18 protein-coding genes and 1 pseudogene are annotated in these 22,696 nt (G+C 57.3%); 12 read left to right on the top strand and 7 right to left on the bottom strand.

Annotated elements, in window-relative coordinates:
- The first annotated feature begins 104 nt into the window (after positions 1-104).
- The 3 genes from nrdH (at position 105) to nrdE (ending at position 3,298) form a co-directional block, all read left to right on the top strand.
- A complete protein-coding gene (gene nrdH / locus QP027_RS09125; RefSeq protein WP_284824250.1) occupies positions 105-338 on the top strand; it encodes a glutaredoxin-like protein NrdH in 234 nt (77 codons plus the stop codon).
- Between the two features lie 172 nt (positions 339-510).
- Positions 511-1,047, top strand: a complete 537-nt coding sequence (gene nrdI, locus QP027_RS09120) for a class Ib ribonucleoside-diphosphate reductase assembly flavoprotein NrdI (RefSeq protein WP_284824248.1) — start codon at positions 511-513, stop codon at positions 1,045-1,047.
- Positions 1,048-1,132: 85 nt separating this feature from the next.
- Entirely contained in the window at positions 1,133-3,298 is a 2,166-nt protein-coding gene (gene nrdE, locus QP027_RS09115) for a class 1b ribonucleoside-diphosphate reductase subunit alpha (RefSeq protein ID WP_284824246.1), read from the top strand.
- Between the two features lie 71 nt (positions 3,299-3,369).
- Here the strand turns inward: nrdE and QP027_RS09110 are convergent, their stop codons facing one another.
- Positions 3,370-4,086, bottom strand: a complete 717-nt coding sequence (locus QP027_RS09110) for a FadR/GntR family transcriptional regulator (protein ID WP_284824245.1) — start codon at positions 4,084-4,086, stop codon at positions 3,370-3,372.
- 307 nt (positions 4,087-4,393) lie between these two features.
- Here QP027_RS09110 and nrdF point away from each other — a divergent pair, with 307 nt between their 5' ends.
- The 5 genes and pseudogenes from nrdF (at position 4,394) to QP027_RS09085 (ending at position 10,632) form a co-directional block, all read left to right on the top strand.
- Positions 4,394-5,389 (top strand): class 1b ribonucleoside-diphosphate reductase subunit beta, encoded by a 996-nt coding sequence (nrdF, locus tag QP027_RS09105; RefSeq protein WP_284824242.1) that lies wholly within the window; start codon positions 4,394-4,396, stop codon positions 5,387-5,389.
- Positions 5,390-5,765: 376 nt separating this feature from the next.
- Positions 5,766-7,507 (top strand): annotated as a pseudogene (ctaD, locus tag QP027_RS09100) (aa3-type cytochrome oxidase subunit I).
- Between the two features lie 143 nt (positions 7,508-7,650).
- Entirely contained in the window at positions 7,651-8,907 is a 1,257-nt protein-coding gene (gene serB / locus QP027_RS09095) for a phosphoserine phosphatase SerB (RefSeq protein ID WP_284824241.1), read from the top strand.
- Positions 8,907-9,653: a peptidyl-tRNA hydrolase gene (locus QP027_RS09090; protein WP_284824240.1), complete on the top strand. Its 747-nt coding sequence runs from the start codon at positions 8,907-8,909 to the stop codon at positions 9,651-9,653. The genes serB and QP027_RS09090 overlap by 1 nt, the downstream gene beginning before the upstream one ends.
- 115 nt (positions 9,654-9,768) lie before the next feature.
- Entirely contained in the window at positions 9,769-10,632 is an 864-nt protein-coding gene (locus QP027_RS09085) for a hypothetical protein (RefSeq protein WP_284824239.1), read from the top strand.
- Here the strand turns inward: QP027_RS09085 and QP027_RS09080 are convergent, their stop codons facing one another.
- Positions 10,633-12,612 (bottom strand): ATP-dependent DNA helicase, encoded by a 1,980-nt coding sequence (locus QP027_RS09080; RefSeq protein ID WP_284824237.1) that lies wholly within the window; start codon positions 12,610-12,612, stop codon positions 10,633-10,635.
- Positions 12,613-12,657: 45 nt separating this feature from the next.
- Entirely contained in the window at positions 12,658-13,863 is a 1,206-nt protein-coding gene (locus QP027_RS09075) for a hypothetical protein (RefSeq protein ID WP_284824235.1), read from the bottom strand.
- Positions 13,864-14,086: 223 nt separating this feature from the next.
- Between QP027_RS09075 and QP027_RS09070 the strand changes: the two genes are divergently transcribed.
- The 3 genes from QP027_RS09070 to QP027_RS09060 are packed head-to-tail and all read left to right on the top strand — an operon-like array spanning position 14,087 to position 19,203.
- Complete coding sequence (locus QP027_RS09070; RefSeq protein ID WP_284824234.1) at positions 14,087-15,916, top strand: dynamin family protein; 1,830 nt, start codon at positions 14,087-14,089, stop codon at positions 15,914-15,916.
- Complete coding sequence (locus QP027_RS09065) at positions 15,913-17,364, top strand: dynamin family protein (protein ID WP_349293164.1); 1,452 nt, start codon at positions 15,913-15,915, stop codon at positions 17,362-17,364. Before QP027_RS09070 ends, QP027_RS09065 begins: the two co-directional genes overlap by 4 nt.
- Positions 17,365-17,370: 6 nt before the next feature.
- Positions 17,371-19,203, top strand: a complete 1,833-nt coding sequence (locus QP027_RS09060) for an Hsp70 family protein (protein WP_284824233.1) — start codon at positions 17,371-17,373, stop codon at positions 19,201-19,203.
- Between the two features lie 27 nt (positions 19,204-19,230).
- On the opposite strand, the gene QP027_RS09055 is transcribed toward QP027_RS09060, so the two are convergent.
- The 4 genes from QP027_RS09055 to QP027_RS09040 form a co-directional block, all read right to left on the bottom strand.
- The gene (locus QP027_RS09055; RefSeq protein WP_284824232.1) at positions 19,231-19,779 is read right to left on the bottom strand and encodes an RNA polymerase sigma factor; all 549 of its coding nucleotides are present in this window, start codon (positions 19,777-19,779) and stop codon (positions 19,231-19,233) included.
- A 17-nt stretch (positions 19,780-19,796) separates the two neighbouring features.
- On the bottom strand, positions 19,797-20,180 hold the full coding sequence (locus QP027_RS09050) for a hypothetical protein (RefSeq protein WP_284824230.1): 384 nt from the start codon (positions 20,178-20,180) through the stop codon (positions 19,797-19,799).
- Positions 20,181-20,261: 81 nt separating this feature from the next.
- Entirely contained in the window at positions 20,262-21,617 is a 1,356-nt protein-coding gene (locus QP027_RS09045) for a nicotinate phosphoribosyltransferase (RefSeq protein ID WP_284824228.1), read from the bottom strand.
- A 42-nt stretch (positions 21,618-21,659) separates the two neighbouring features.
- Complete coding sequence (locus tag QP027_RS09040; RefSeq protein ID WP_284824226.1) at positions 21,660-22,199, bottom strand: CAP domain-containing protein; 540 nt, start codon at positions 22,197-22,199, stop codon at positions 21,660-21,662.
- Positions 22,200-22,367: 168 nt separating this feature from the next.
- On the opposite strand from QP027_RS09040, the gene clpS reads away from it, so the two are divergent.
- Positions 22,368-22,655: an ATP-dependent Clp protease adapter ClpS gene (gene clpS, locus QP027_RS09035; RefSeq protein WP_349293191.1), complete on the top strand. Its 288-nt coding sequence runs from the start codon at positions 22,368-22,370 to the stop codon at positions 22,653-22,655.
- The last annotated feature ends 41 nt before the right edge of the window (positions 22,656-22,696 follow it).

Below are 22,696 nucleotides of genomic sequence, written 5' to 3'. Positions count from 1 at the left end.
GCGCGTGGAAGACGCAAGAATTAAGTCGGCGACAACCGTAGTTGCCGCGAGTACACCAGATCAATTGAGAAATCTGACGAGAAGAAGAAAAGAAGGGTTGAGAAATGTCCATCACCGTTTACACCAAGCCAGCCTGTGTCCAGTGCAACGCAACCAAGAAGGCACTGGATAAAGCCGGCCTGGATTACAACCTTGTTGACATCAGCCTTGACGACGAAGCACGCGACTACGTTCTGGCACTCGGCTACCTGCAGGCACCAGTAGTAGAGGTAGACGGTGACCACTGGTCCGGTTTCCGTCCTGACCGCATCCGTGGTCTCGCTGCACTGGCTGCATAACTCGCAGCTACACCACTTCCTCGAAACATACTCGAAACCTACTTGCGATCAAGTAAGTTTCACTTCTTTTCCTTGGCCGCCCGACTAGTTAGCTGGCGGCCTTTCTCATGTGCGGGGAACCTTTCAAGATCCACCGCTAGAAAAGTACATCCAGAAGGGACGTGAGTCGCGCGTGCTCGTCGTGTATTTCTCCTCTGTTACGGAGAACACCCGTCGGTTCGTCGACAAGCTGGGGCTTCCCAGCAAAAGAATTCCGCTGTACCGCAACGATGCGCCGATTCGGATCGACGAACCGTACGTGTTGATCTGCCCGACGTATGGTGGGGGAGCGTCCATGAGCCACCAGAACACTCGACCCGTGCCAAAGCAGGTCATCCGCTTTCTCAATGATGAACACAACCGCGGTCTAATTCGTGGCGTCATCGCAGCGGGGAACTCCAACTTTGGCACCGACTATTGCCTTTCCGGAGACATAATCGCGCGCAAATGCAAGGTCCCGTACCTGTACCGCTTCGAGCTCATGGGGACTCATGAAGATGTCGAACACGTCCGCGCAGAACTGCTTGACAACGCCGAGGCTTTGGGGCTGAAACCGATGGACACCGCGGGGCTTGTAGATGTCCAGCGGAAGCAGGAGGAACAGCGCCAAGCGGCTTCCGATCGCCTTGCCCAGTTGCGTGCCCGTTACGACAATCGTGTGCGGGCCTAGTTCCGCACACGAATCCGCATAAGATCGATCTCCAGACTTAATTCTCAAAATACTTTCAACAATCAGATTAGAAAGGCCTGCACCTGTGTCCTCTCAGACTTTGGGTAAGAACGTAGCTGAACCAGTAAAGAAGGAAGACCAGCTGGATTACCACGCGCTGAACGCGCTGCTGAACCTTTACGACGAAAACGGCCAGATCCAATTTGATAAAGACCGTGAGGCTGCAAACCAGTTCTTCCTGCAGCACGTTAACCAGAACACTGTCTACTTCCACGACCTGGAAGAAAAGATCAAGTACCTGATTGACAACAAGTACTACGAGCCAGAGGTTATCGAGCAGTACGACTGGGAGTTTGTCAAAGAAACCTTCAAGCGTGCCTACGCATTCAAGTTCCGCTTCAAGTCGTTCTTGGGCGCTTACAAGTACTACACCTCGTACACCCTGAAGACCTTCGACGGAAAGCGTTACCTTGAGCGCTTTGAGGACCGCGTGTCCATGACAGCGTTGTTCCTTGCGCAGGGCAATACCGAGCTCGTCGGCGCACTTGTCGACGAAATCATGACCGGCCGCTTCCAGCCGGCAACCCCGACCTTCCTCAACGCGGGCAAGGCGCAGCGCGGCGAGCTGGTTTCCTGCTTCCTGCTGCGCATCGAAGACAACATGGAGTCCATCGGACGAGCGATTAACTCCTCCCTGCAGCTGTCCAAACGTGGCGGTGGCGTGGCACTCCTGCTGTCGAACATCCGTGAGTCTGGTGCGCCGATCAAGCACATCGAGAACCAGTCCTCCGGCGTTATCCCGGTAATGAAATTGCTGGAAGACTCCTTCTCCTACGCTAACCAGCTTGGCGCCCGTCAGGGCGCAGGTGCTGTGTATTTGAACGCACACCACCCGGACATCATGAGCTTCTTGGACACCAAGCGCGAGAATGCCGATGAGAAGATCCGCATCAAGACCCTTTCTTTGGGTGTTGTCATCCCAGATATCACGTTCGATTTGGCAAAGCGCAATGACGATATGTACTTGTTCTCTCCGTATGACGTCGAACGCGTTTACGGCGTACCATTCGCCGACATCTCTGTCACCGAGAAGTACGAGGAGATGGTCGAAGACCCACGCATCCGCAAGACCAAGATCAACGCACGCCAGTTCTTCCAGACGATCGCCGAGATCCAGTTCGAGTCCGGCTACCCGTACATCATGTACGAAGACACCGCGAACAAGGCGAACCCAGTCAAGACCGGTCGCATCAACATGTCCAACCTGTGCTCTGAAATCCTCCAGGTCAACACGCCGTCAGTGCTCAACGACGATCTCTCCTACGACACCATCGGCGAAGACATCTCCTGCAACCTCGGTTCTCTCAACATCGCGATGACCATGGACTCTGATAACTTCTCGCGCACGGTCGAGACCGCGATCCGTGGTCTGACCTCCGTGGCTGATCAGACCTCCATCGACTCGGTACCATCGATCCGCGAGGGTAACGACGCTTCCCACGCAATTGGCTTGGGACAGATGAACCTGCACGGCTACCTCGGCCGCGAGCACATCCATTACGGCTCCGAAGAAGGCTTGGACTTTACCAACGCCTATTTCGCAGCGATCATGTACGAATCCATTCGCGCTTCCCACAAGATCGCCGTAGAGACCGGCCAGAAGTTCAAGGACTTTGACAAATCCGAGTACGCAACTGGCGAATTCTTCGACCGCTACAACCCGGCGGACTTCCAGCCGAAGACCGACCGTGTGAAGGAGCTCTTTGCTAACTCCACGGCTCACATCCCAACCGAAGAGGACTGGGCGAAGCTGAAGGAAGAGGTCGCGCGCGACGGCATCTATAACCGATACCTGCAGGCCGTTCCGCCAACCGGCTCAATTTCCTACATCAACAACTCCACTTCGTCGATCCACCCGATCGCGTCCAAGATCGAGATCCGCAAGGAAGGCAAGATCGGTCGCGTGTACTATCCGGCCCCGCACCTGGACAACGACAACCTGGAGTACTTCGACGACGCCTACGAGATCGGCTTTGAGAAGATCATCGACACTTACGCGGTTGCCACCAAGTACGTCGACCAGGGCCTGTCCCTGACCCTGTTCTTCAAGGACACCGTGACTACCCGCGATATCAACCGTGCGCAGATTTACGCATGGACCAAGGGCATCAAGTCCCTCTACTACATCCGCCTGCGCCAGATGGCGCTGGAGGGCACGGAAGTTGAAGGCTGCGTCTCCTGCATGCTCTAAGAAACGTGCTTAACGACGAAGCCCTGGCAACCATTGTGGTGGCCAGGGCTTCGTCGTCAAGCGGAGAAGGACTAATTCTCGTAGAGTGCGGTGCGCACCTCGCTGAGGATGTCGCGCGCGGCGTTTTCGGCAGCTTGAGCATCCCCATCGACGATCGCTTGGGCGACAGCCTTGTGGCTGGCAAGGGCTTCTTGGGCCGGCTCGTCGGGCTGTAGGCCATAGCGGGTGCGCCCCTCTAGCGCGTACATCAACGAGGGGGCGAGGTCCATGATCATCTCGTTGCCAGATGCCAAGAAGATCATGGTGTGGAACTGCATGTCCGCTTCCAAGAATTCGTCGGTTGCGCCACGCGAGCTGGAACCGAGCTCGATGAGTTCGTCGGCAAGCTGGGCGATCTTCGCCTTTTGCTCTTTCGTGGCAAAAGTGGCCGCGTTGTAGGCCGCGATCGGTTCAATCGCGACGCGCAACTCGGTGAGTGAACGCAGCTGGCGCGGGCGCTGCTCCTCGGCTGCAAGGCGCCAGCGGATCACCGACTGGTCGAACACGGCCCACGAAGTCTCGGGAAGCACCGTGATGCCAACCCGACGCGAAGAAGCGACGAGGCCAAGCTGTTCGAGCGCGCGCATTGCCTCGCGCGCAACAGTGCGAGAAATCCCGAAGCGAGCGGAGATATCTTGCAACGTAAAGGTGCGCCCCTCCGACAAGGTGCCAGCAACGATTTCTCCACCGAGTTGATCGAGTACGGACGTCAGCAGGGGAGCTGCAGGTGACTCATTGGGAGTGGTCATAGTCGGTATTGTCCTTGTAGTTGGGGAACCGAAAGGTGCAACTATTAGTTTAATATCATTTGTCAACGGCGACCCAAGCATGGCCTTTTATGGGGGTAACCGACCATTCCGATTTTACGGCCAAAACCACACAAATTACGTGTGTTTCGGGGGTGTAACTGTGGGATTTGAGGGAGTTTTCACTATGGAGATCAGCAAGCTTTGACAGACTTAACCGGCGGGTGACTCGGCAGGTGGACTGAGATAGTAACTGCGGTAACATGGGTATTTATCATTATGAAACCAACAAGCTAGGAAATGATGACTGGTGTCTGAAGCTCACGAATACGATGCTTACCTCGAATCCCATCCTCAACCGATTAAAGCAATCAACTGGAACGAAATCCCAGATGAAAAGGATCTAGAGGTATGGGATCGCCTCACCGGTAACTTTTGGTTGCCAGAGAAGATCCCAGTGTCCAATGACATCCCAAGCTGGAAGACGCTCAACGAGGCCGAGCAGCTAGCGACCATGCGCGTCTTCGCTAACCTGACACTGCTGGACACTATCCAGGGCACTGTTGGCGCAGTCTCGCTGATCCCTGATGCCCGCACCCTCCACGAAGAGGCGGTCTACACCAACATCGCGTTTATGGAGTCGGTTCACGCGAAGAGCTACTCGAATATTTACATGACGTTGGCATCCACTCCGCAGATCAACGATGCTTTCCGTTGGACCGAAGAAAACGAAGAGGTTCAGCGCAAGGCGAAGATTATCCAGAGCTACTACAAGGGTGACGATCCGTTAAAGAAGAAGGTCGCCTCCACGCTGTTGGAGTCATTCCTCTTCTACTCTGGTTTCTACCTCCCATTGAACTGGTCCGTTCATTCCAAGCTGACCAATACCGCCGACATCATCCGTCTCATCATCCGCGACGAGGCGGTGCACGGCTACTACATCGGCTACAAGTACCAGGTCGGCGTGGCTCAGGAAACACCGGAGCGCCGCGAAGAGCTCAAGGAGTACACGTTCGACCTCCTCTACGATCTGTACGAGAATGAGACCCAGTACACCGAAGATATCTACGACCCACTGGGCTGGACCGAAGATGTGAAGCGCTTCTTGCGTTACAACGCCAACAAGGCGCTGAACAACTTGGGCTACGAGGGGCTGTTCCCAGCGGACGAAACTCGTGTCTCTCCGGCGATCCTGGCATCCCTATCTCCAAACGCAGACGAGAACCACGACTTCTTCTCTGGCTCTGGTTCCTCGTATGTCATCGGTAAGGCCGAAGACACCACTGACGACGACTGGGACTTCTAGATTTCACCAAAGCTGCAGAACTGCCCCCCGATGCGAGGGGCAGTTTTTGCTTTTTGTGGGCAGAGTAAATTCGGCGTGTCGGTCCCTTGGGGCGGGGGAGGATTGGGCTAGGGGAGGGCTCAGTTCGCCCGTAAAACTTGTCCATCGAAAGTTTGAACCAGATAAGGGGGTGAGTCGGACTTTCCCGTGTGCTGCAATGTAAGGACCATTGCATGGGAAGCTAGCAAAGTGCCTGTTCGCAACCTTTTCATTCGGGCATTCTGATGACTTGAAGATAGAAACATAGGAGTATTCGGGGAAACGGGCTACACTCATTTCTGTTACTGGCCCAAAGTGGCTGGAAATAACCTATACCCATCATCTATGATATTGCGGTATGAAAAATGACGCTTACGCAGAGGCCTGCGTAAACGTCGATAGTCAGGAGGATCGCATGACAGCAGTGGCACCACGGCTAGACGACTACGTCGTGCCGGAACGACCACAACCCACCGGTCATGACCGGAAGGGTGCAAAGCTTTACAAGCTTCTCGCTACAACGGACCACAAGACGCTTGGTGTTTGGTACATCATCTTGTCCTTCATCTGGTTCTTTGTCGGCGGACTTATGGCACTTCTGATCCGTACGGAGCTCTTCTCCCCGGGTCTGCAGTTCCTTTCCAACGAGCAGTTCAACCAGCTGTTCACCATGCACGGCACCATCATGCTGCTGGCCTTCGGTACGCCAGTTGTGTGGGGCTTTGCAAACTACGTCTTGCCACTGCAGATCGGTGCACCGGACGTGTCCTTCCCACGCCTCAACGCATTCGGCTTCTGGATCACCCAGGTCGGCGTTGTAGCGATGCTCGCAGGCTTCCTCACCCTGGTGGCGCAGCTGACTTCGGCTGGACAATGTACGTTCCACTATCCGACCAGGTTCACACGCCAGGCGTTGGCGCTGACCTGTGGATCATGGGCGTAGGCATGACCGGTATCGGTACCATCGCATCTGCGATCAACATGCTCACCACCGTCCTCACGATGCGTGCGCCGGGCATGACCATGTTCCGCGTTCCTGTCTTCACCTGGACCATCCTCGCGGGCTCCATCATCGCGCTGATGATTTTCCCGCTGCTGACCGCAGCTGCTCTTGGCGTCCTGTACGACCGTAAGCTGGGCGGACACATCTTCGACACCGCAAACGGTGGCGCAATCCTGTGGCAGCACCTGTTCTGGTTCTTCGGACACCCTGAGGTCTACGTTCTCGCACTGCCATTCTTCGGCATCATCTCCGAGGTCATCCCAGTCTTCTCCCGTAAGCCAATCTTCGGCTACATCGGTCTGATCTTCGCTACCCTCGCGATTGCTGGTCTCTCCATGGCTGTGTGGGCTCACCACATGTACGTCACCGGTGCAGTCCTGCTTCCGTTCTTCTCGTTCATGACCTTCCTGATCGCGGTTCCAACCGGCGTTAAGTTCTTCAACTGGGTCGGTACCATGTGGAACGGTCACATCACCTGGCAGTCTCCGATGATCTGGTCCATGGGCTTCATGTCCACGTTCCTCTTCGGTGGTCTTACCGGCATCATGCTGGCATCCCCACCACTGGACTTCCACCTCGCTGACTCCTACTTCCTGATCGCGCACTTCCACTACACCCTGTTCGGTACCGTGGTGTTCGCATCCTTCGCTGGTGTCTACTTCTGGTTCCCTAAGATGACCGGCCGTATGGCAGACGAGGGGCTGGCAAAGTGGCACTTCTGGTTGACCTTCATCGGCTTCCACACCACCTTCCTGGTTCAGCACTGGGTCGGCAACATGGGTATGCCACGTCGCTACGCGGACTACCTCGACTCCGACGGTTTCACCCTGCTTAACCAGATCTCCACCGTTGGTACCTTCATCCTCGGCGCATCGGTTATCCCACTGGTCTGGAACATCTTCAAGTCTTGGCGTTACGGCGAAGTTGTCACTGTCGACGACCCATGGGGTTATGGCAACTCCCTTGAGTGGGCAACCTCTTGCCCTCCTCCACGCCACAACTTCACCTCGCTGCCACGTATCCGCTCCGAGCGTCCAGCTTTCGAGCTGCACTACCCACACATGGTGGAGCGCATGCGCAAGGAAGCACACACCTAAAGAAGCTCTCACAGGCTCCCTTTAGAGCGAGCTTCTGTTCAGCGTCATTCTGACTACTTGAAACCCCCGGGGCTTAACTCAGTTAAGCAACCGGGGGTTTTCAAATCCCACTTACTTTCACCACAAGGATGTGAACCTACGCCGTGACCAACCACGTCGTTGACCTACAACCAGGTCTCACACACGCAGTTATTTCTGTGACCGGTCCGGATCGGCCGGGTGTCTCTGCTGCAACATTCCGAGTTCTCAGCGCGCACGGCGTTCAGCTTCTCGATGTCGAGCAGGCAAACTTTCGCGGCAGCATGTACCTCGCAGCATTCGTTGGCATCGAAGCCGATGGGCTTGATCGCTTAAAGCAAGGCCTCACCGACACCCTGAAAGGTTACGGACAGCGGGTCACAATCGAGATGGGAGAGCAGGTCGCTGCGAGTGGCCGTCCACGTTCCACCCATGTCGTCGTCATGTTGGGAAATCCAGTTAATGCCCAAGATGTTTCCGAGGTTGGTCGCACGCTGGCAAACTTCAACGCGAATATCGACCGCATCCGTGGTATTTCTGACTACCCGGTCACCGGTCTTGAACTGTATGTGACAATCCCGGACTACACCCCTGGTGACGGGGCGACAATCCGCAAGGCGTTGGCAGAGCTGACCCCACGTCTCGGCGTAGATCTCGCTATCGAGGGCGCAGGCCTAGCGCGCCGTTCAAAGCGCCTAGTTTGCTTCGACTGTGACTCGACTCTGATCACCGGCGAGGTCATTGAAATGCTCGCTGCCCACGCGGGCAAGGAAGCTGAAGTGGCTGAGGTAACCGAGCGCGCGATGCGTGGTGAACTCGACTTTGAGGAATCCCTCCGCGAACGTGTGAAAACTCTTGCTGGACTAGACGCGTCTGTCATCGATGAAGTCGCCGCCGACATCGTGCTCACTCCGGGGGCCCGGACTACGATCCGCACCCTGAAGAAGATGGGATACCGCACCGCGGTTGTCTCCGGCGGGTTTATCCAGGTGTTGGAGGACCTTGCAAAGGAACTCGAGCTTGATTACGTCGAAGCCAACACCCTCGAGATTGTTGACGGCAAGCTGACTGGCAATGTCATCGGCAAGATCGTCGATCGCAAGGCAAAGGCCGAATTCTTAGGTGAGTTTGCAGCTGATTCCGGGCTGACGATGAATCAGACTGTGGCCGTAGGCGACGGTGCAAATGACATCGACATGCTCTCCGCCGCGGGTCTTGGAATTGCGTTCAACGCTAAGCCAGCTCTGAAGGAAATCGCGGACACTTCGGTTAACTACCCATTCCTTGATTCCGTTCTGCACATCCTGGGTATCCCACGCAGCGAGATCGACTTCTCTGACCTGGAAGACGGCACATACCACCGGGTCGCGCTGCACAACTAATGTCCACTGAGCACATCGCCCAAGCGCACGCATTTCTTGCCAGCAGTGTGGCAGTGGACCGAGGTGAGCGAACCGAAGATCCCTCTGACCCGGCAACCGTGCAGGCGATGCAAATCGCATTGCACATCCCAAAGACTGATCCGCCCCGGCGAAACGACCTCCTTGTTGCCGCGGCGCAGTCTGTGGTTGCGGTGTGCTTAGCTCCCGAGGCGGTGACTGATTCGCAGTGGCACGCGCGCCTTGAGCAGTGGTACGGCCACTTAATCCGCAAGATCGCGCGCCGCGGTCGCAACCTGGCCTGGCGTGCAGTGCAATCGACTCCAGGAATCACAGCGCAGTGGGGCAGTGCAGAGGCTCGTGCGTTTCTCCCGTCCGCAGTTAGCGAGGTTCCCACCGAGGTGCGCAAGCTGCAAATCCAAGGCACAGACCTGCCTCTTCACGAGGACAGCGACATCAATCCAACCTGGCCGACCATCGCAGTCAACCGGGCTTTGTCGATGACCGTAGGAAAAGCTGCTGCTCAGGTGGGGCATGCCAGCATGCTCTACGCCGCTCGGATGCCAGCCACGATCATCGTCCCATGGGCGGAACAAGGCTTTCCCCTTAACGTTGTTGAAGCCGCGCCAGAGCTTTTCGACGACGCGGTCAACCACCCCCAATCAGTAGTGGTACGGGACGCCGGATTCACAGAGATCGCACCGAATTCGATCACAACTGCAACTTTTCCACCGGCTGCGAGCATTTAACCGGCAGAGCGCATTTCCAGAGCGCTGACGAAAACACTCGCACCGTTTATTGTTGACTGCATAATCAGGAAACCACTTGGTGTTTCCGGTTGCAGGATTGAAAAGGAGAACCGCCGTGGCTCACACCTCTGAAAAACGACACCGTCAAGGATCAATTCCCGTCCTTGTACCCTTCATCGCCATCCTCGCGGTGCTTGCGTTGATTGCTGCGATGGTCTTTTTCACTAAGGCTGAAACCCCGGTTGCGCAACAGGGTGCAGTCTCTGCAACTGGCGACGATCAATTGGTCGCGGCTCCCGAGGAGACAGCAGGTTCCGAAGACCCACATGCAGGACTTCCCGAGGAACCGAAAATTGAAGAGGGAGGCACCGAGGCTGAGCACTTTTGGTCGGATGCTCCCGTTGATCCAGCGGTAGAGGAGCTGTTGGACAGTGAACTCATCACCGACACCTCCTTCACCGTGCACAAAAACACCTTCGTCGGTGACTACAGCCGAGTTACGCTGAATGGATCATTCGGTGTCAGGGCGAATAAGGATGCTGAAGAACTGTTCGACTTGGTGGAAAAACTCACTCAAGAGTTCTGCTTTAACTCGATTAACCTTTCGAACCTTGACGGCCCGAGCGTGAATTTTGAAAAGGCCTGCGGCAATGAAGGGCTTGCCGACGATTACTTCGCGGTATGGGAGCAAGTGAAGTCCTTCAACGGCAGCAACGTGGTGTACAACTACGGTCGAATCAACGTGGCTCACCGAGTACAGCAAGACGGCGTATTCATCCCGCAAGTTGCCGAGCAGATCAAGGACTTCACCGCCCCAAACAACCCCGAAATCCCGCACACGATCGTTTCCGTTGGTGACAGGTATGGCGCGAAGGAGTTCATCCTCGAACCAGGGGAAGTGCTTGGCGACGTCGTAGCGCGCGAGGCCGATTGGATGCAGGAAGCACCCGCACCAGACGCACCCGCACCCGCGCTGTAACTAGTCGCTAGTAGGTGGCGCGACGAGTCGTCGTAAAGCGCCACGCACGACATCAGGGTCAGTAGTCTCCCAAAAGTCCGGCAGACTGCGTCGCAGAAACGAACCGTAGCGCTTGGTGACCAGGCGATTGTCCAAGACTGCTACTACCCCTCGGTCGTCCACGCTGCGTAAGAGGCGTCCCGCGCCCTGAGCCATGAGCAATGCCGCGTGAGTAGCCGAAACATCCATGAAACCCGAACGTCCCGCGGCATCGGCCGCCTGCGCGCGTGCCTGCAACAGGGGATCATCGGGGCGAGGAAAAGGAATTCTGTCGATGATCACCAGCGACAGGGAACGGCCTGGAACATCCACGCCCTGCCACAAGGTCAAAGTGCCGAATAGGCAGACGTTCTCGCTAACCGCGAACTTCTCGACGAGCGCCCCGGTGGAATCCTCACCTTGGACAAGGATGTCGAAAGGCAGGCGAGTGCGCATCGCTTCTGCGGCCTGTTGAGCTGCTCGGCGCGACGAAAATAGTCCAAGGGTGCGACCGCCAGCCACGGTAATGAGACCGGCGATTTCATCAAGTGTCTCCTGTGCAAGACCGTCGCGGCCAGGAGGAGGGAGGTGCTTCGCGGTGTAAAGAATGCCTGCTTTACGCGGGTCGAATGGTGTTCCGGCGTCGAGTGAATCCCACGAGTCTTTCGGAAGACCCCAGCTTGCCGCCATCGCGTTGAAATTGCCACCGACATTCAACGTCGCTGAAGTAAGCACGACGGTTTGCTCACCAAAAAGTCGGTCGTGGAGGAGACCTGCAACAGACAACGGCGCCACGGCCACGGTATCGCCGTATCTTTCGGAACGCTCCAGCCAGACCACGTCGTCGTGAGCCGCGGGATCATCTTCGTCGAAGACCTCCAGGATGCGCACGATGGCATCGTGCTGTTCTTGCAGGTGATTCTTCAGATTCTCACGTTCAGCGAAGCGCTCCGGATCGTTGGTGGACTCGCCTTCGGGGGTTCGTGCGATGGCATCGCGGGTCCGCCAGAGAGCGTCACGCACGGCGACGAATCCACCGCGCGCGGAATCGGAGATGTTTTCCCACCGTCCGGGTTCTTCTAAGTCCACGGCGGCAGTGAAATCGTCAATGACGTCCTGGAGCTTGTCTTTCTCAGTTGTGGCTCCAAGCTTTCCGGCGCGTCGAGCGGACATCGAGAGGGTGCGGGCTGACACCTCAGAAGTTGCCACCGAAGTGATGCGGCCATCGAGCTCGTGGGCCTCATCAACGATGACCACATCGTGTTCAGGGAGGACGTTGATATCGGCAAGGGCATCAATGGCGAGCAAGGCGTGGTTGGTAACAACAACATCGACATCCCTAGTGCGTCGTTTGGCTACCTCCGCAAAGCATTCCTCGCCGTGGGGGCAGCGCGTTGCACCGAGACATTCGGCAGATGTTACCGACACCTGTCGCCACACTGTGTCGGGTACGCCGGGTTCTAGGTCGTCGCGGTCGCCGGTCTCGGTATCTTGGGCCCATTCGTGCACTCGGGCTACTTGCTGGCCGAGCCAGGATGTGGCGCCGGAGTCGTCGAAAAGCGATTCGGGTGCTTCCTCATCGATGGAGAGTTTATGCAAGCACACGTAGTTGGAACGACCCTTTTGGATAGCAAAGGTGGGACGGCGTTCCATGACTGGCTCTAGTGCGTCGGCGAGGCGGGGGAGGTCGCGTTCGACAAGTTGTCGTTGCAGGGCAATTGTCGCGGTGGACACGATCACGGTCGTGTCATTGGCTTGCGCATAGCGCAGAGCCGGAACCAAGTAGGCAAGAGACTTGCCCGTACCGGTTCCGGCTTGAACAGCGAGGTGACGCTCCTTGTCTAACGCCTGGGTTACGGCTTTTGCCATGGCCACCTGGCCAGGACGCTCAGCGCCGCCGAGGGATTCCACGGCGGCGCTGAGAAGGTCAGTTGTTGTCTGCGTCAGGGGCTGGTCACTCACACTCGAAAGTGTATCTGCTCCAGCTTTACAGAGTTATCCGAGGGCTTACGCGAGGTCGGTCGCAGAGTCGTCGGCACCGGAGAAGTCAGCATCGAAGCCTGCAGAGCTGTCTGGCATATCGGTGATCTCCTGGGTGTTGGCTTCGTCCGCGTAGGAGTCGTAGAAGCCGTCACCGTCGGTGTCTAGGCCGATGGAATCGATCATGCCGTCGCCATCGAGATCTAGGTGAACCTTGTCGGTGATGTCATCCTCATCGGTGAAGACGTGCGCTTCGTCGGTCTGGCCGTCGCCGTCAAGGTCCACCAGTACCTGGTCTTCGATGCCGTCGCCGTCGAGGTCAACGCGGACTTCATCTGCAACTCCGTCGCCGTCGAGGTCGATTGCTGCGGTGTCGATGATGCCGTCACCGGTGGTGTCCATGTACACCTCGTCTGCCTGGCCGTCACCGTCAAGATCAACTGCGACGGTGTCGATTACGCCATCGCCATCGGTATCCAGCTCGACCTCGGTTGCGCCGGTCTCTGGGTTCACGATTGGGTTGGTAGCAGGTGCGTCTGCTGGGGCTTCTGCAGGATCCTCAGCTGGGGCTTCTTCCGGAGCCTCCGTGGTGTCTTCTTCGAGCTCGACATCCTCAGGGGCAGGGGTAGTTCCGGCGTTGCTGTCCATAGCAAGGTCGATGAGTTCCTGCTGCGCTGCGCTCGGGGTTGCAGTGCCCTCGCCGTCGATGCTGGTGGAGTCGATGACGCCGTCGCCGTCGAAGTCGTACTGGCGGAAGTCGTCGATGCCGTCGCCGTCGGTATCAACTACCACTGCGTCTACTAGGCCGTCGCCGTCGAAGTCGTAGATTACTGTGTCGCCCTCGCCGTCGCCGTCGGTGTCTACCTCGACGGTAGTTGGGTTGCCCTCGGAGTCGAAGTCACGCAGCTCCATCTCTGCGACACCGTCGTTGTCTGCGTCAACGTAGCCAGTATCCAGCTTTCCGTCACCGTCGCGGTCGATGAAGATCTGGTTGTGCACCCCGTCGCCGTCGGTGTCGATGTGCAGCTCGTCTGCAGTGCCGTCGCCGTCGGTGTCTACCACTGCGGTTTCTGCGTAGCCGTCGCCGTCGGTGTCAAACTGCTCGATGTTGTCAACGCCGTCGCCGTCGGTGTCAAAGCCACCCATCTTGGTGCCGTCTACGAACTGGGTGTTGTCTGCGGTTGCGTTCTCGTCGCTGGAAACTGGGTTCTGGTTGTTCTCTGGTGTGGTCATGGTGGAGCCCTTTCGTGAGTGATTGAAGCCTTGAGTTGAAGTATTAAGGACTTTGTTCCGTTTGTCCTTTCATCAATTAAATGCGGGGGGCTTTGAAATGTTCCCGACCGTTGTAGAGTTCTTAAGAGAGCCAACTCAGAATGCGTATTGTGGCTGGACAATGTAACTTTCGTGTGGACGATGATCGATTCAATCCGCCCACCGACGAGGAAGAGAGGACCCCTTGGCAGATACACCCGCACGCCCAGCAGGTCGGACTGCACAGGAATCTGTCGAGCGAGCAGCTGACATCGCAAGTCGGTACGGACTCAAAGATGCAGCTAACCATGCGACAAGTCTGGTGAAGGCACAGTTCAAGACAGGTAGCGTCGTCGTCATTGGCGAGATTAAGCGCGGCAAATCCAGCCTCGTTTCGGCGCTTGCCGGCCAGCGCAACCTGCTACCTTCCGACGCAGTAAATTCAACTTCGGTGCCGATGCGCGTGCGTTTCGACGACACACTCGCCCCCGACGCCACGCCGGTATACAAGATGCTGCGTGGCGACGACTACGTGGTCATCGACCGCGATGAGGTGGATAAGTGGGGCACCCAAGATGAGGTCACACGGATCTACGAGTCAGGCAACACGGAAGAGATCGATCAGCTTCCAAGTGCTATCGAGATCACTGTTCCGTCGCGCGATATGGGGACAATGACTGTCGTCGACACGCCCGGTGTTGGTGGCTTGGACAAGTACGCTATTGATGCCGCGATCGCCGAATCCAAGGGTGCGGGTGTGCTGTTGATGGTCTGCGACGCTTCGACACCCATTACTGCCCCGGAGATCGACATTCTCAAGCGGGGATCCGCATCTGCTGGTGCCGTGATCGTGGTGGTGACAAAGACGGATAAGAACATTCGACGGTTCCGCGACATCGTTGCCGATGATGCCCGGTTGATTCGCGAGCACCTTGGCGCCGAGGTTCCTGTCGTGGGTGTCTCTAGTTTGCGCGCACTCGATGCCACTGACATCGACGATCCCCTCCGACGCGGAGAAATCGAGCGCCGTAGTGGTATCACCGAGCTGCGCCACCTGATTTTGAGCCATTCGGAAGATGTGGAGACCCAGGGCGTGCTGCGCGCTGTGGAATCTATTGGCACCACCATGACAACGCTCTTAGAAAGCATCGAGCGCGACCTGCTGATTCATACCCAGACGTCCGAGGCTGTGGAGAGGCTTGAGAACGAGCGAGCAGAACTGGAAAAGGTTCGTGACCAGGCGAGCGAGTGGGAGCAGCTGTTCCAGCGCGACATGTCGGTGCTGAGAAACCAGATGACAGAACAGCTCGATCTCCAGCTGGATTCTCTGCGGCAGACTTGGACCACCAGAATTAGTTCGGAGGGCATGCGTGTTTTGCGCAGCAAGCCGCAGGTCTTTACCTCCCAGATGGAGGTCGACGTCCGTCAGATCATGGAGCAGACTATCGGCGCGTTGATCCAGGAAATTCGTGGACATGCTGCAGCGATGTTCCCGAATAACCCCGAGGTGGTTGACGCAATCACTCAGGAACTCATGCGTTCCGTGGGTAATCCGGCCGTGTCCGAGCGTGACGTGGAGAAGAAGTCCAAGGACCTTTTCGATCCACAGCTGCTGACCCTCGGCGTGGTGGGAGCGGGTGTGTTGAGTGCGATTGTCCCGATCGCTCCCTTGGCCGGTGCCGCCTGGATTGGCGTTAACTTGGCCTATCGTGCGATGCGCAATGGCAAGCAGCACCTGTTGTCGTGGTTGCGTGACACAACGATGACCGTGCGTGGATCGACCACTCGCATGATGGATACGCTCATGACAACCGCGCGGACTGAGATCATGCTGCGCCACCGCGCGAACTTGCGTGAGCAGATCCGCCAACTGCAAGCAGCAATCGAGGAGGCACGCGATGTCGCCCGCTCATCGGAGCAAGATCGCAAGCAAAAGGTCGCTCGACTGACGAAGAACCGTGACATCGTCCAGGCAATGCGCGACGAGTTGAACACTCACGCCGAGCGCGTCAGCGCACGAAAGGTATACGCATGATGAATTCGAGCCGCGTCAACGTCGTCGGCGCATTGAACACTTTGCTCTTGCAAGCTGCAGATGCGTTGCAACAGGGCGGTGGCGACATGGTAAACCAAGCAGAGACTGTTCGGACGATCGTTAACCGCCCGCCGCAGGTTGCCGTTGCAGGTCGCCTGAAGTCAGGCAAATCGACACTGGTCAACGCACTTACGCAGCACAAGATCGCCGCGACTGGTTCCCTGGAGTGCACAATGGCAGTGTCCATTTACTCCGATGGGGCGCCAGCACGCGCGGAGATCCACGATCTCGATGGCGGGGTGCGCCGTATCTCACTTGCTGATGGCCCGCTGACCGGTCTTGGCCGCCCACTGGATGAAATCGATTACATCCATCAGTACCTGCCCAACCGTGAGCTGCGCCAACTTGGCCTCATCGATACACCAGGTACCGCGACGTTGACCGTGGAAAACGAGCAGCGCACCCGGCGCGTGCTCGTCGATGGCCAAAAAGACACTGCGCGTGCATCCGCATGGGCCGATTCCGTCGTCTTCCTCTCGGATTCCACCCCGCGTGACGACGAACGTGAGTTCCTCGCAACTTTGGGAATGACCCCTTTGACGCTGGTGGGTGTTTTGTCGCGCGCGGACTCGTTTGGCGCGGGTGCCTTTGGCGATCGCGATCCGATCGAACACGCGGCCTCACATTCACAGCGCATCGTTCGCGAACTCGGTGGCGCGGTGTCTGCTGTCTTGCCATTGTCGGGCCTACTCGCCGAATCGGCATTGACCGGCCAAATCACGGAGGACTTCGCACGCATGCTTGCAGCACTCGCTCCGCTGAGCCGTACTGAGTTGCTTGATGTCCTCGAATTGCCGGACCCATCCAGTGTTGGTCCGGGTTTGAATGCCCAACAGCGAGACTGGCTGTTGGACACTGTCGGCGAATACGGCATCTTTATCGGACGTAATGTTGCCGCGCAAAGTGGAGCAGTGGGCCTGATGCGTTGGATGGTAGAGGCCAGCGGCCTGCAGAATCTGACCAACTTGCTCACCGGTGACTTGACCTATTACTCGCTGCTTCAGCGTGCAGCCCGGGTGCTTGACATTCTGGACGAATTGGCGGGCACGCATGCCCAGCGCGATCACGCACGCTGGGTGCAATCGGTCACTGTCACTCAACCCGCAATGCAGCAAGTTTTGTTGTACCGTTCTTTCCAACGCACTTATCGTTCTTCGCCGATGTCGCGCCTTGTTCCGATGCTGCACCAGGCCATCACCGCAACCTCTCCAGCAGGTGTGGCGGGTCTCACAGAAAACGCTCCGGAATCCGAGGTGCGCGACGCATTGAACAATAAAATCGTCGAGCTCCAGCAGATGGCTATGGCACCGCTATCAGCCGCTGAAGAAGAAGCTCGCACGCGTCTCGTGGTGGCACACCAGGAGGCACTGAACGTAATTGGAGGATAAATAACCATGACTGCCTGGCATCTCGCGGTGGACTTCGGAACCAGCAATACCGCGGCCGCACACTGCGAAACCGATGGGCACATTGATGTTGTCCAGCTAGGCACTCGAAGTCCTCTGATGCCCTCGGCGGTGTATGACAACAATGGCGAACTTGTCGTCGGCGATGAAGCGTTGTCTCTGGCGGTGGCTGATCCTTCAGGGCTTGTGTCTAGTCCAAAGCGTCTCATCGGACACGACCACATCGATATCCGTGGAACTCGGTTTCCTACGGATTCTGTCGTCGGCGCCGTTTTCACTCACATTTTAGACTGTGCCAAGGCCTTACACGCTGGAACGATGCCGGAATCTGTGACGCTGACTTACCCGGAGGCGTGGGACCAGTACGCGATCAATCAGCTGATCAAAGGCGTCGAGCACGCGGGGATTGAGAAGCATCGCGTGCGTAGCCTATCCGAGCCTCGCGCGGCGGCGGTGCACTACGCACGGGAGGGGAAGATCGCGCCAGGCAGCAACGTGGGTGTTTTCGACTTCGGCGGGGGCACCTTGGATGTTGCGGTTCTTCGGGCGCAGGACAAGGGCGACTTCCAAGTGATCGCGACGCGCGGCGACAACTCAGTGGGTGGACGCACTGTGGATTCCCTGATGTATCAGTGGGTCGTTGACAAGATCGGTCACGACGACCCAGATCTGGCGGACAGCTTGCACAGCGCCACCCCCACCGTGATGCATAACTTGCAGATGAGCATCCGACGCGCCAAAGAGATGCTGTCAGAAACCTCATCGGCAACGATCGAGGTTTCTACCCCTGAGGGCGAAGAGCACATCCTGATCACCCGAAGCGAGTTCAACGACTTGATCCAGGGCGTTTGCGATCGCTCCCGTGAACTCATGGCCGCGGCCTTGCAGGAAGCTGGCGCGCCGGCTCAGTCCACTCCGATCTTCATGACTGGTGGGTCTTCGCGCATTCCGCATATGCAAAACGAGCTTGCCCACGTTGGTTACGTGATGACGCTCGACGACCCGAAAACCGTGGTCTGCCGGGGTGCTCTCCGCGCCAATACCTTGGGTGTCACCAACACCCACGGTAAACCGCCCGCGCCAAAGACGCACGTGAAGCCTGCGACCCAGAAGGCGGCATTTGCGCCAGGGGTGTCGTCGACAAGCAAAAAGGCTTCGAACAAAACGAAAGTCATCGCGGCAGTGTCGGTAGTGGCTCTAGCAGCCGTGGGCATTGGTGCGGCGGCATTGCTGGGAGGTGGCGAGGACACACCGACCAACGTTGCTGGGCCGAATGCGACGACGAGTACTGGGGAGCCGGCGAGCACACAAACCACGGGGGCGCCCAGCGAGGCAGACGGTGGCAACAGCGAAGTGGTGAAGAGCGATGACCCAGGGCACGTGACCAACATGATCCCCGGAATCGCCGATATCGCACCTGCGCCGTTGCTAAATCGGTTGAATCGTTGCAGCTGGGTGCAGCCCGGATCCCTAGGAGTGAAGGCTGTGGACGGGGCGCCGGAAGCAATGCTGAATTGCGTCGTGCGTGTCGACGACCGCCCGGAGACGGGTCGTGCCCTGTACGAGAATCGCCTAGTGGCATTTGGAAAGTCCGCGGAAAAGAATTACGAATTTGCTGTTGACGAGGCAGAAAAACGCAGCGTGTGGATGATGCAAGCGCCATCCGAGGGCAAGCCGGAGGTGCAAATTTTCAATTTCGACGAAGGGAAGGGCTGGTCCGCGTACTATCCAGACGACGAAATCCTGATCATTGCTGATGCCCCGACCTCCGATGAATGGCAGGTACAGCAAGTCCTTCGTGAAGAAGGCTTGATCAAATAGAAAAAGGAGCCTAAGCCCAACGTCGGCTTAGGCGTGCTCAACTCCGCGGGCAATTAACGCCTCTTTCAGGCGTGTACGACCGCGATTGATGCGGCTTTTCACGGTTTGCAGGTTGATACCTTGGTGCTCCGCGATTTCCGCATAACTCATTCCCGCATATTCGCGGAGTACGAGGGCTTCGCGGAACTCATCGCTGAGAGTTTCCATCGCTTCGCGCACAACAATCGTCGCAGTTACCGACGAGTCGACGGCAACATCAGTCGATGCTTCGGCCACGCCGGTGTCTTCTTCCGGGTACTCGCGACGACGCCGCACGACCTGCAGGGCAGCGTTGGAGGCGATCCGGTAAGCCCAAGTGGAAAAACGCGCCCGGGGAACGAAAGAATCGAAGTTCTTCCAGATCGCCGTTAGCGCGTCCTGCATCGCGTCTTCGGCGTCATGCTGATTTCCACACACAGAGTAGGCCACAGCCCACATGCGACGGGACGCATCCTCGACCAGGGTGGCGAATGCTTTTTGGTCGCCACCCTGGGCCTTCTCGATGAGTTCTAATTCAAACGAATGCTCGAGTGTCATGGGAAGGCTGCTCCTTTCTAAAATGCGTCGGACGAGTCGTCGAAAAGATCGGTTTCGTCCGCATCCGCCCCAGAGGTGGGTGCATCAGAAAGCTCGTCCGCTCCGAAATCGGTCGACTCGAAATCATCAAATCCATTCAGATCGTCAGAATCCGTCGCATCATCGGGGAACAACTCTTCGTCGCTAAGCGGTTCGACGAAGAATTCGTCAGAAGCCTCGGGAATGAGGTCGCCTTCCGGCTCGGGAGTCGCAGGATCGAATGCTACGTTTAGCATATGTTCCAAGAGTCCCTCCCGCATGTCGGGAACGGAGTCGAGCGGAGGCAGCACCGACGTGTCTACCTCCGACGCTGCTAGATCGTCCGCGTGATCAGAAAGGTCTGGGTGTGGTGCATCGTGCATCTAGTTTCACCTCCTTTGTATGCCCGTGTAATGCGCGAGCATACAATTTTGTTCCTGAGTGAATTTCTGTTGCTTCGTACTCTAGCGGTGGGGCTTTTCGTACGCAGTTTCTGGGAAGCCAGTAAAGCGGGTGTTGATCGCCGGTTCATCACGGGACAGTGCGAGGCCTTCCCACGGTAGGGTCTCGATTTGAGCAGCCAGGTAATCGCGGGATTCATCAAGCGTGAACTCTTGGTCGGTGCGCTCGCCGTCACGGACGAATGGATAGACCAAACTGCGGGTGGTGAGGCCGTTGACCTTAGGTTCTTCAGCGTCAAATGGGTAGACGATTTCTTCTACCGCAACGCCGGTTTCGCGGTAGGCGCGCACCGCACACTTGGTGCCGCCGGTCATCGCCTTGCCGCGCGAGCGCTTGAACACTGGGTGGCCGTCAACCTCAACGAGCTTGTACACCATTCCCGCTGTCGGAGCACCGGAGCCGGTAACTACCGAGGTACCCACGCCGTAGACGTCGACAGGGTCGCCTCGCAGGCCAGCGATAGCGAACTCGTCAAGGTCAGAGGAGACTACGATCTTAGTGTTGTAGGCACCGAGGTCATCTAGCTGTTTGCGCACGCGGCGAGTAAGCGCGCCTAAATCTCCGGAGTCGATTCGTACACCACCGAGTTCAGGTCCAGCGACCTCGACGGCGGTCTGGACCCCCTGGGTGATGTCGTAGGTATCAACCAACAAGGTGGTGCTTGGCCCCAAGGAGTCGACCTGTGCTTGGAAAGCTGCCTTCTCGTTGGGGGTGCCATCTTCGTTGATGTGCAGCAAGGTCCACGCGTGAGCGGACGTGCCGGAAGCCGGGATTCCGTAACGGAAAGAAGCCTCCATGTTGGATGTTGCCTGGAACCCGGCGAGGTAGGCAGCGCGTGCGGCGGTCACAGCCGCGTACTCGTGGGTGCGACGCGAACCCATCTCGATAATCGGGCGACCGTCTGCGGCAGTGACCATGCGTGCGGCAGCGGAGGCGACTGCGGAGTCGGCGTTCATAATCGACAAAATGACCGTCTCTAAAATGACGCACTCTGCGAAAGTGCCTCGCACGGTCAGGATCGGAGAATAAGGGAAGTACAGATCGCCCTCGCGGTAACCGTCGATTTGGCCGGAGAACTTGTAATTGCGCAGGTAATCCAACGCTTGTTCATCCAGGAAGTCCATTGTTGCCAGCTGCTCTTCTGTAAAGCGGAAATCGCGAACCGCGCGCAGTACACGTTCGGTGCCCGCGACTACACCGTAACGTCGTTCATTTGGCAGTTTGCGGGAGAACACTTCGAAGGTGCATTGGCGATTTGCGGTGCCGTCGCGAAGTGCGGCCTGCAGCATTGTTAATTCGTACTTGTCGGTAAGAAATGACGTCGTGCGAGTCGCGGAAGGGGAATTGTCGGAAGTCATAGTCCTCAAGCTTAACGCAGGAAAGCGCAGAGCTGTGCGACATCACTGGGAAAACGCGACGACGACCCACACTCGATCATGCCCTTGAGCCACGCCGATGCCGATGTTTTCGTGACGTGGGTCAAGTAGAACACGCGTGTGTGCGGGGGAGTGGAGGAAGTCGTCGAGAAGCACGTAGGCGTTTGCGCGGTAGGCAGGTTTGTTGTTTTGCACCATAGCCACGGGTGCATCGATGCGTGCCTCTTCGTTGGTGACGGCGTTGCCTTCGGCGTGCTCCTGGGCGACCCGCTGCAAATTGAAATCGAGGTGAACCGGGCCAATGCCTGGCTCATTGGCGCGCAGATCAAGCACCGCTGTGAAGAAATCCGCCCGGATTTTTTCTAGCTCTTCTGCTTCATCAAAGCTGGGCGCAACATAGCCTTCGGCGCGGGTGCTGCCGGAATCGGGCGTCGCGGGTGGCGGAGGCGGTGTGGTTTCGGCGGTGACGAAGGTCGTGACGAGCGCATACACCACTGCCAGGACAGCGGCGAAGGGTTGCAACAGTGCCAGCGCATCGGAAAGCGTCCGAGGAAACGATGACATGGTTTCTCCTTGTGCTTCCTGTGTTGACCCAATATAGCTAGTGAAAACTGTTGCTAATAGGATTTGCGGTGTGATTGTAGGCTATCCAACTTGCAGGGTTTGTGCCCAGAAAAGAGCAAAATGAGTACTCTAGGTGGCATGAACGGATCACCACACATGGGCTCCCCGATGGCAACGCCTGAACTCGACGAGGAACTAGAAGTCGATGTTGCCACCGCAGAAAACCTGCCGTGGATGTGCATCGTTTGGGACGACCCCGTCAACCTGATGAGTTACGTCACCTACGTGTTCCAGACCGTGCTGGGGTATGACCGCAAGCGCGCAACAGAACTCATGATGCAGGTTCACACCGAGGGTAAAGCTGTTGTCTCCACTGGCGAGAAAGACAAAGTGGAAGGCGACGTAAAGAAGTTACACACCGCAGGCCTGTGGGCCACGATGCAGCAAGCGGGCTAAGCGCTCCCTGGCGGGTTCGAACATTACTGATACGAGAAAGA

Origin of the sequence: Corynebacterium breve (assembly GCF_030252165.1) — a bacterium.
GTDB classification, from domain to species: Bacteria; Actinomycetota; Actinomycetes; order Mycobacteriales; family Mycobacteriaceae; genus Corynebacterium; species Corynebacterium breve.
The sequence above is the reverse complement of the archived record's forward strand: the minus strand, read 5'-3'. Positions and strand labels throughout refer to the sequence as shown.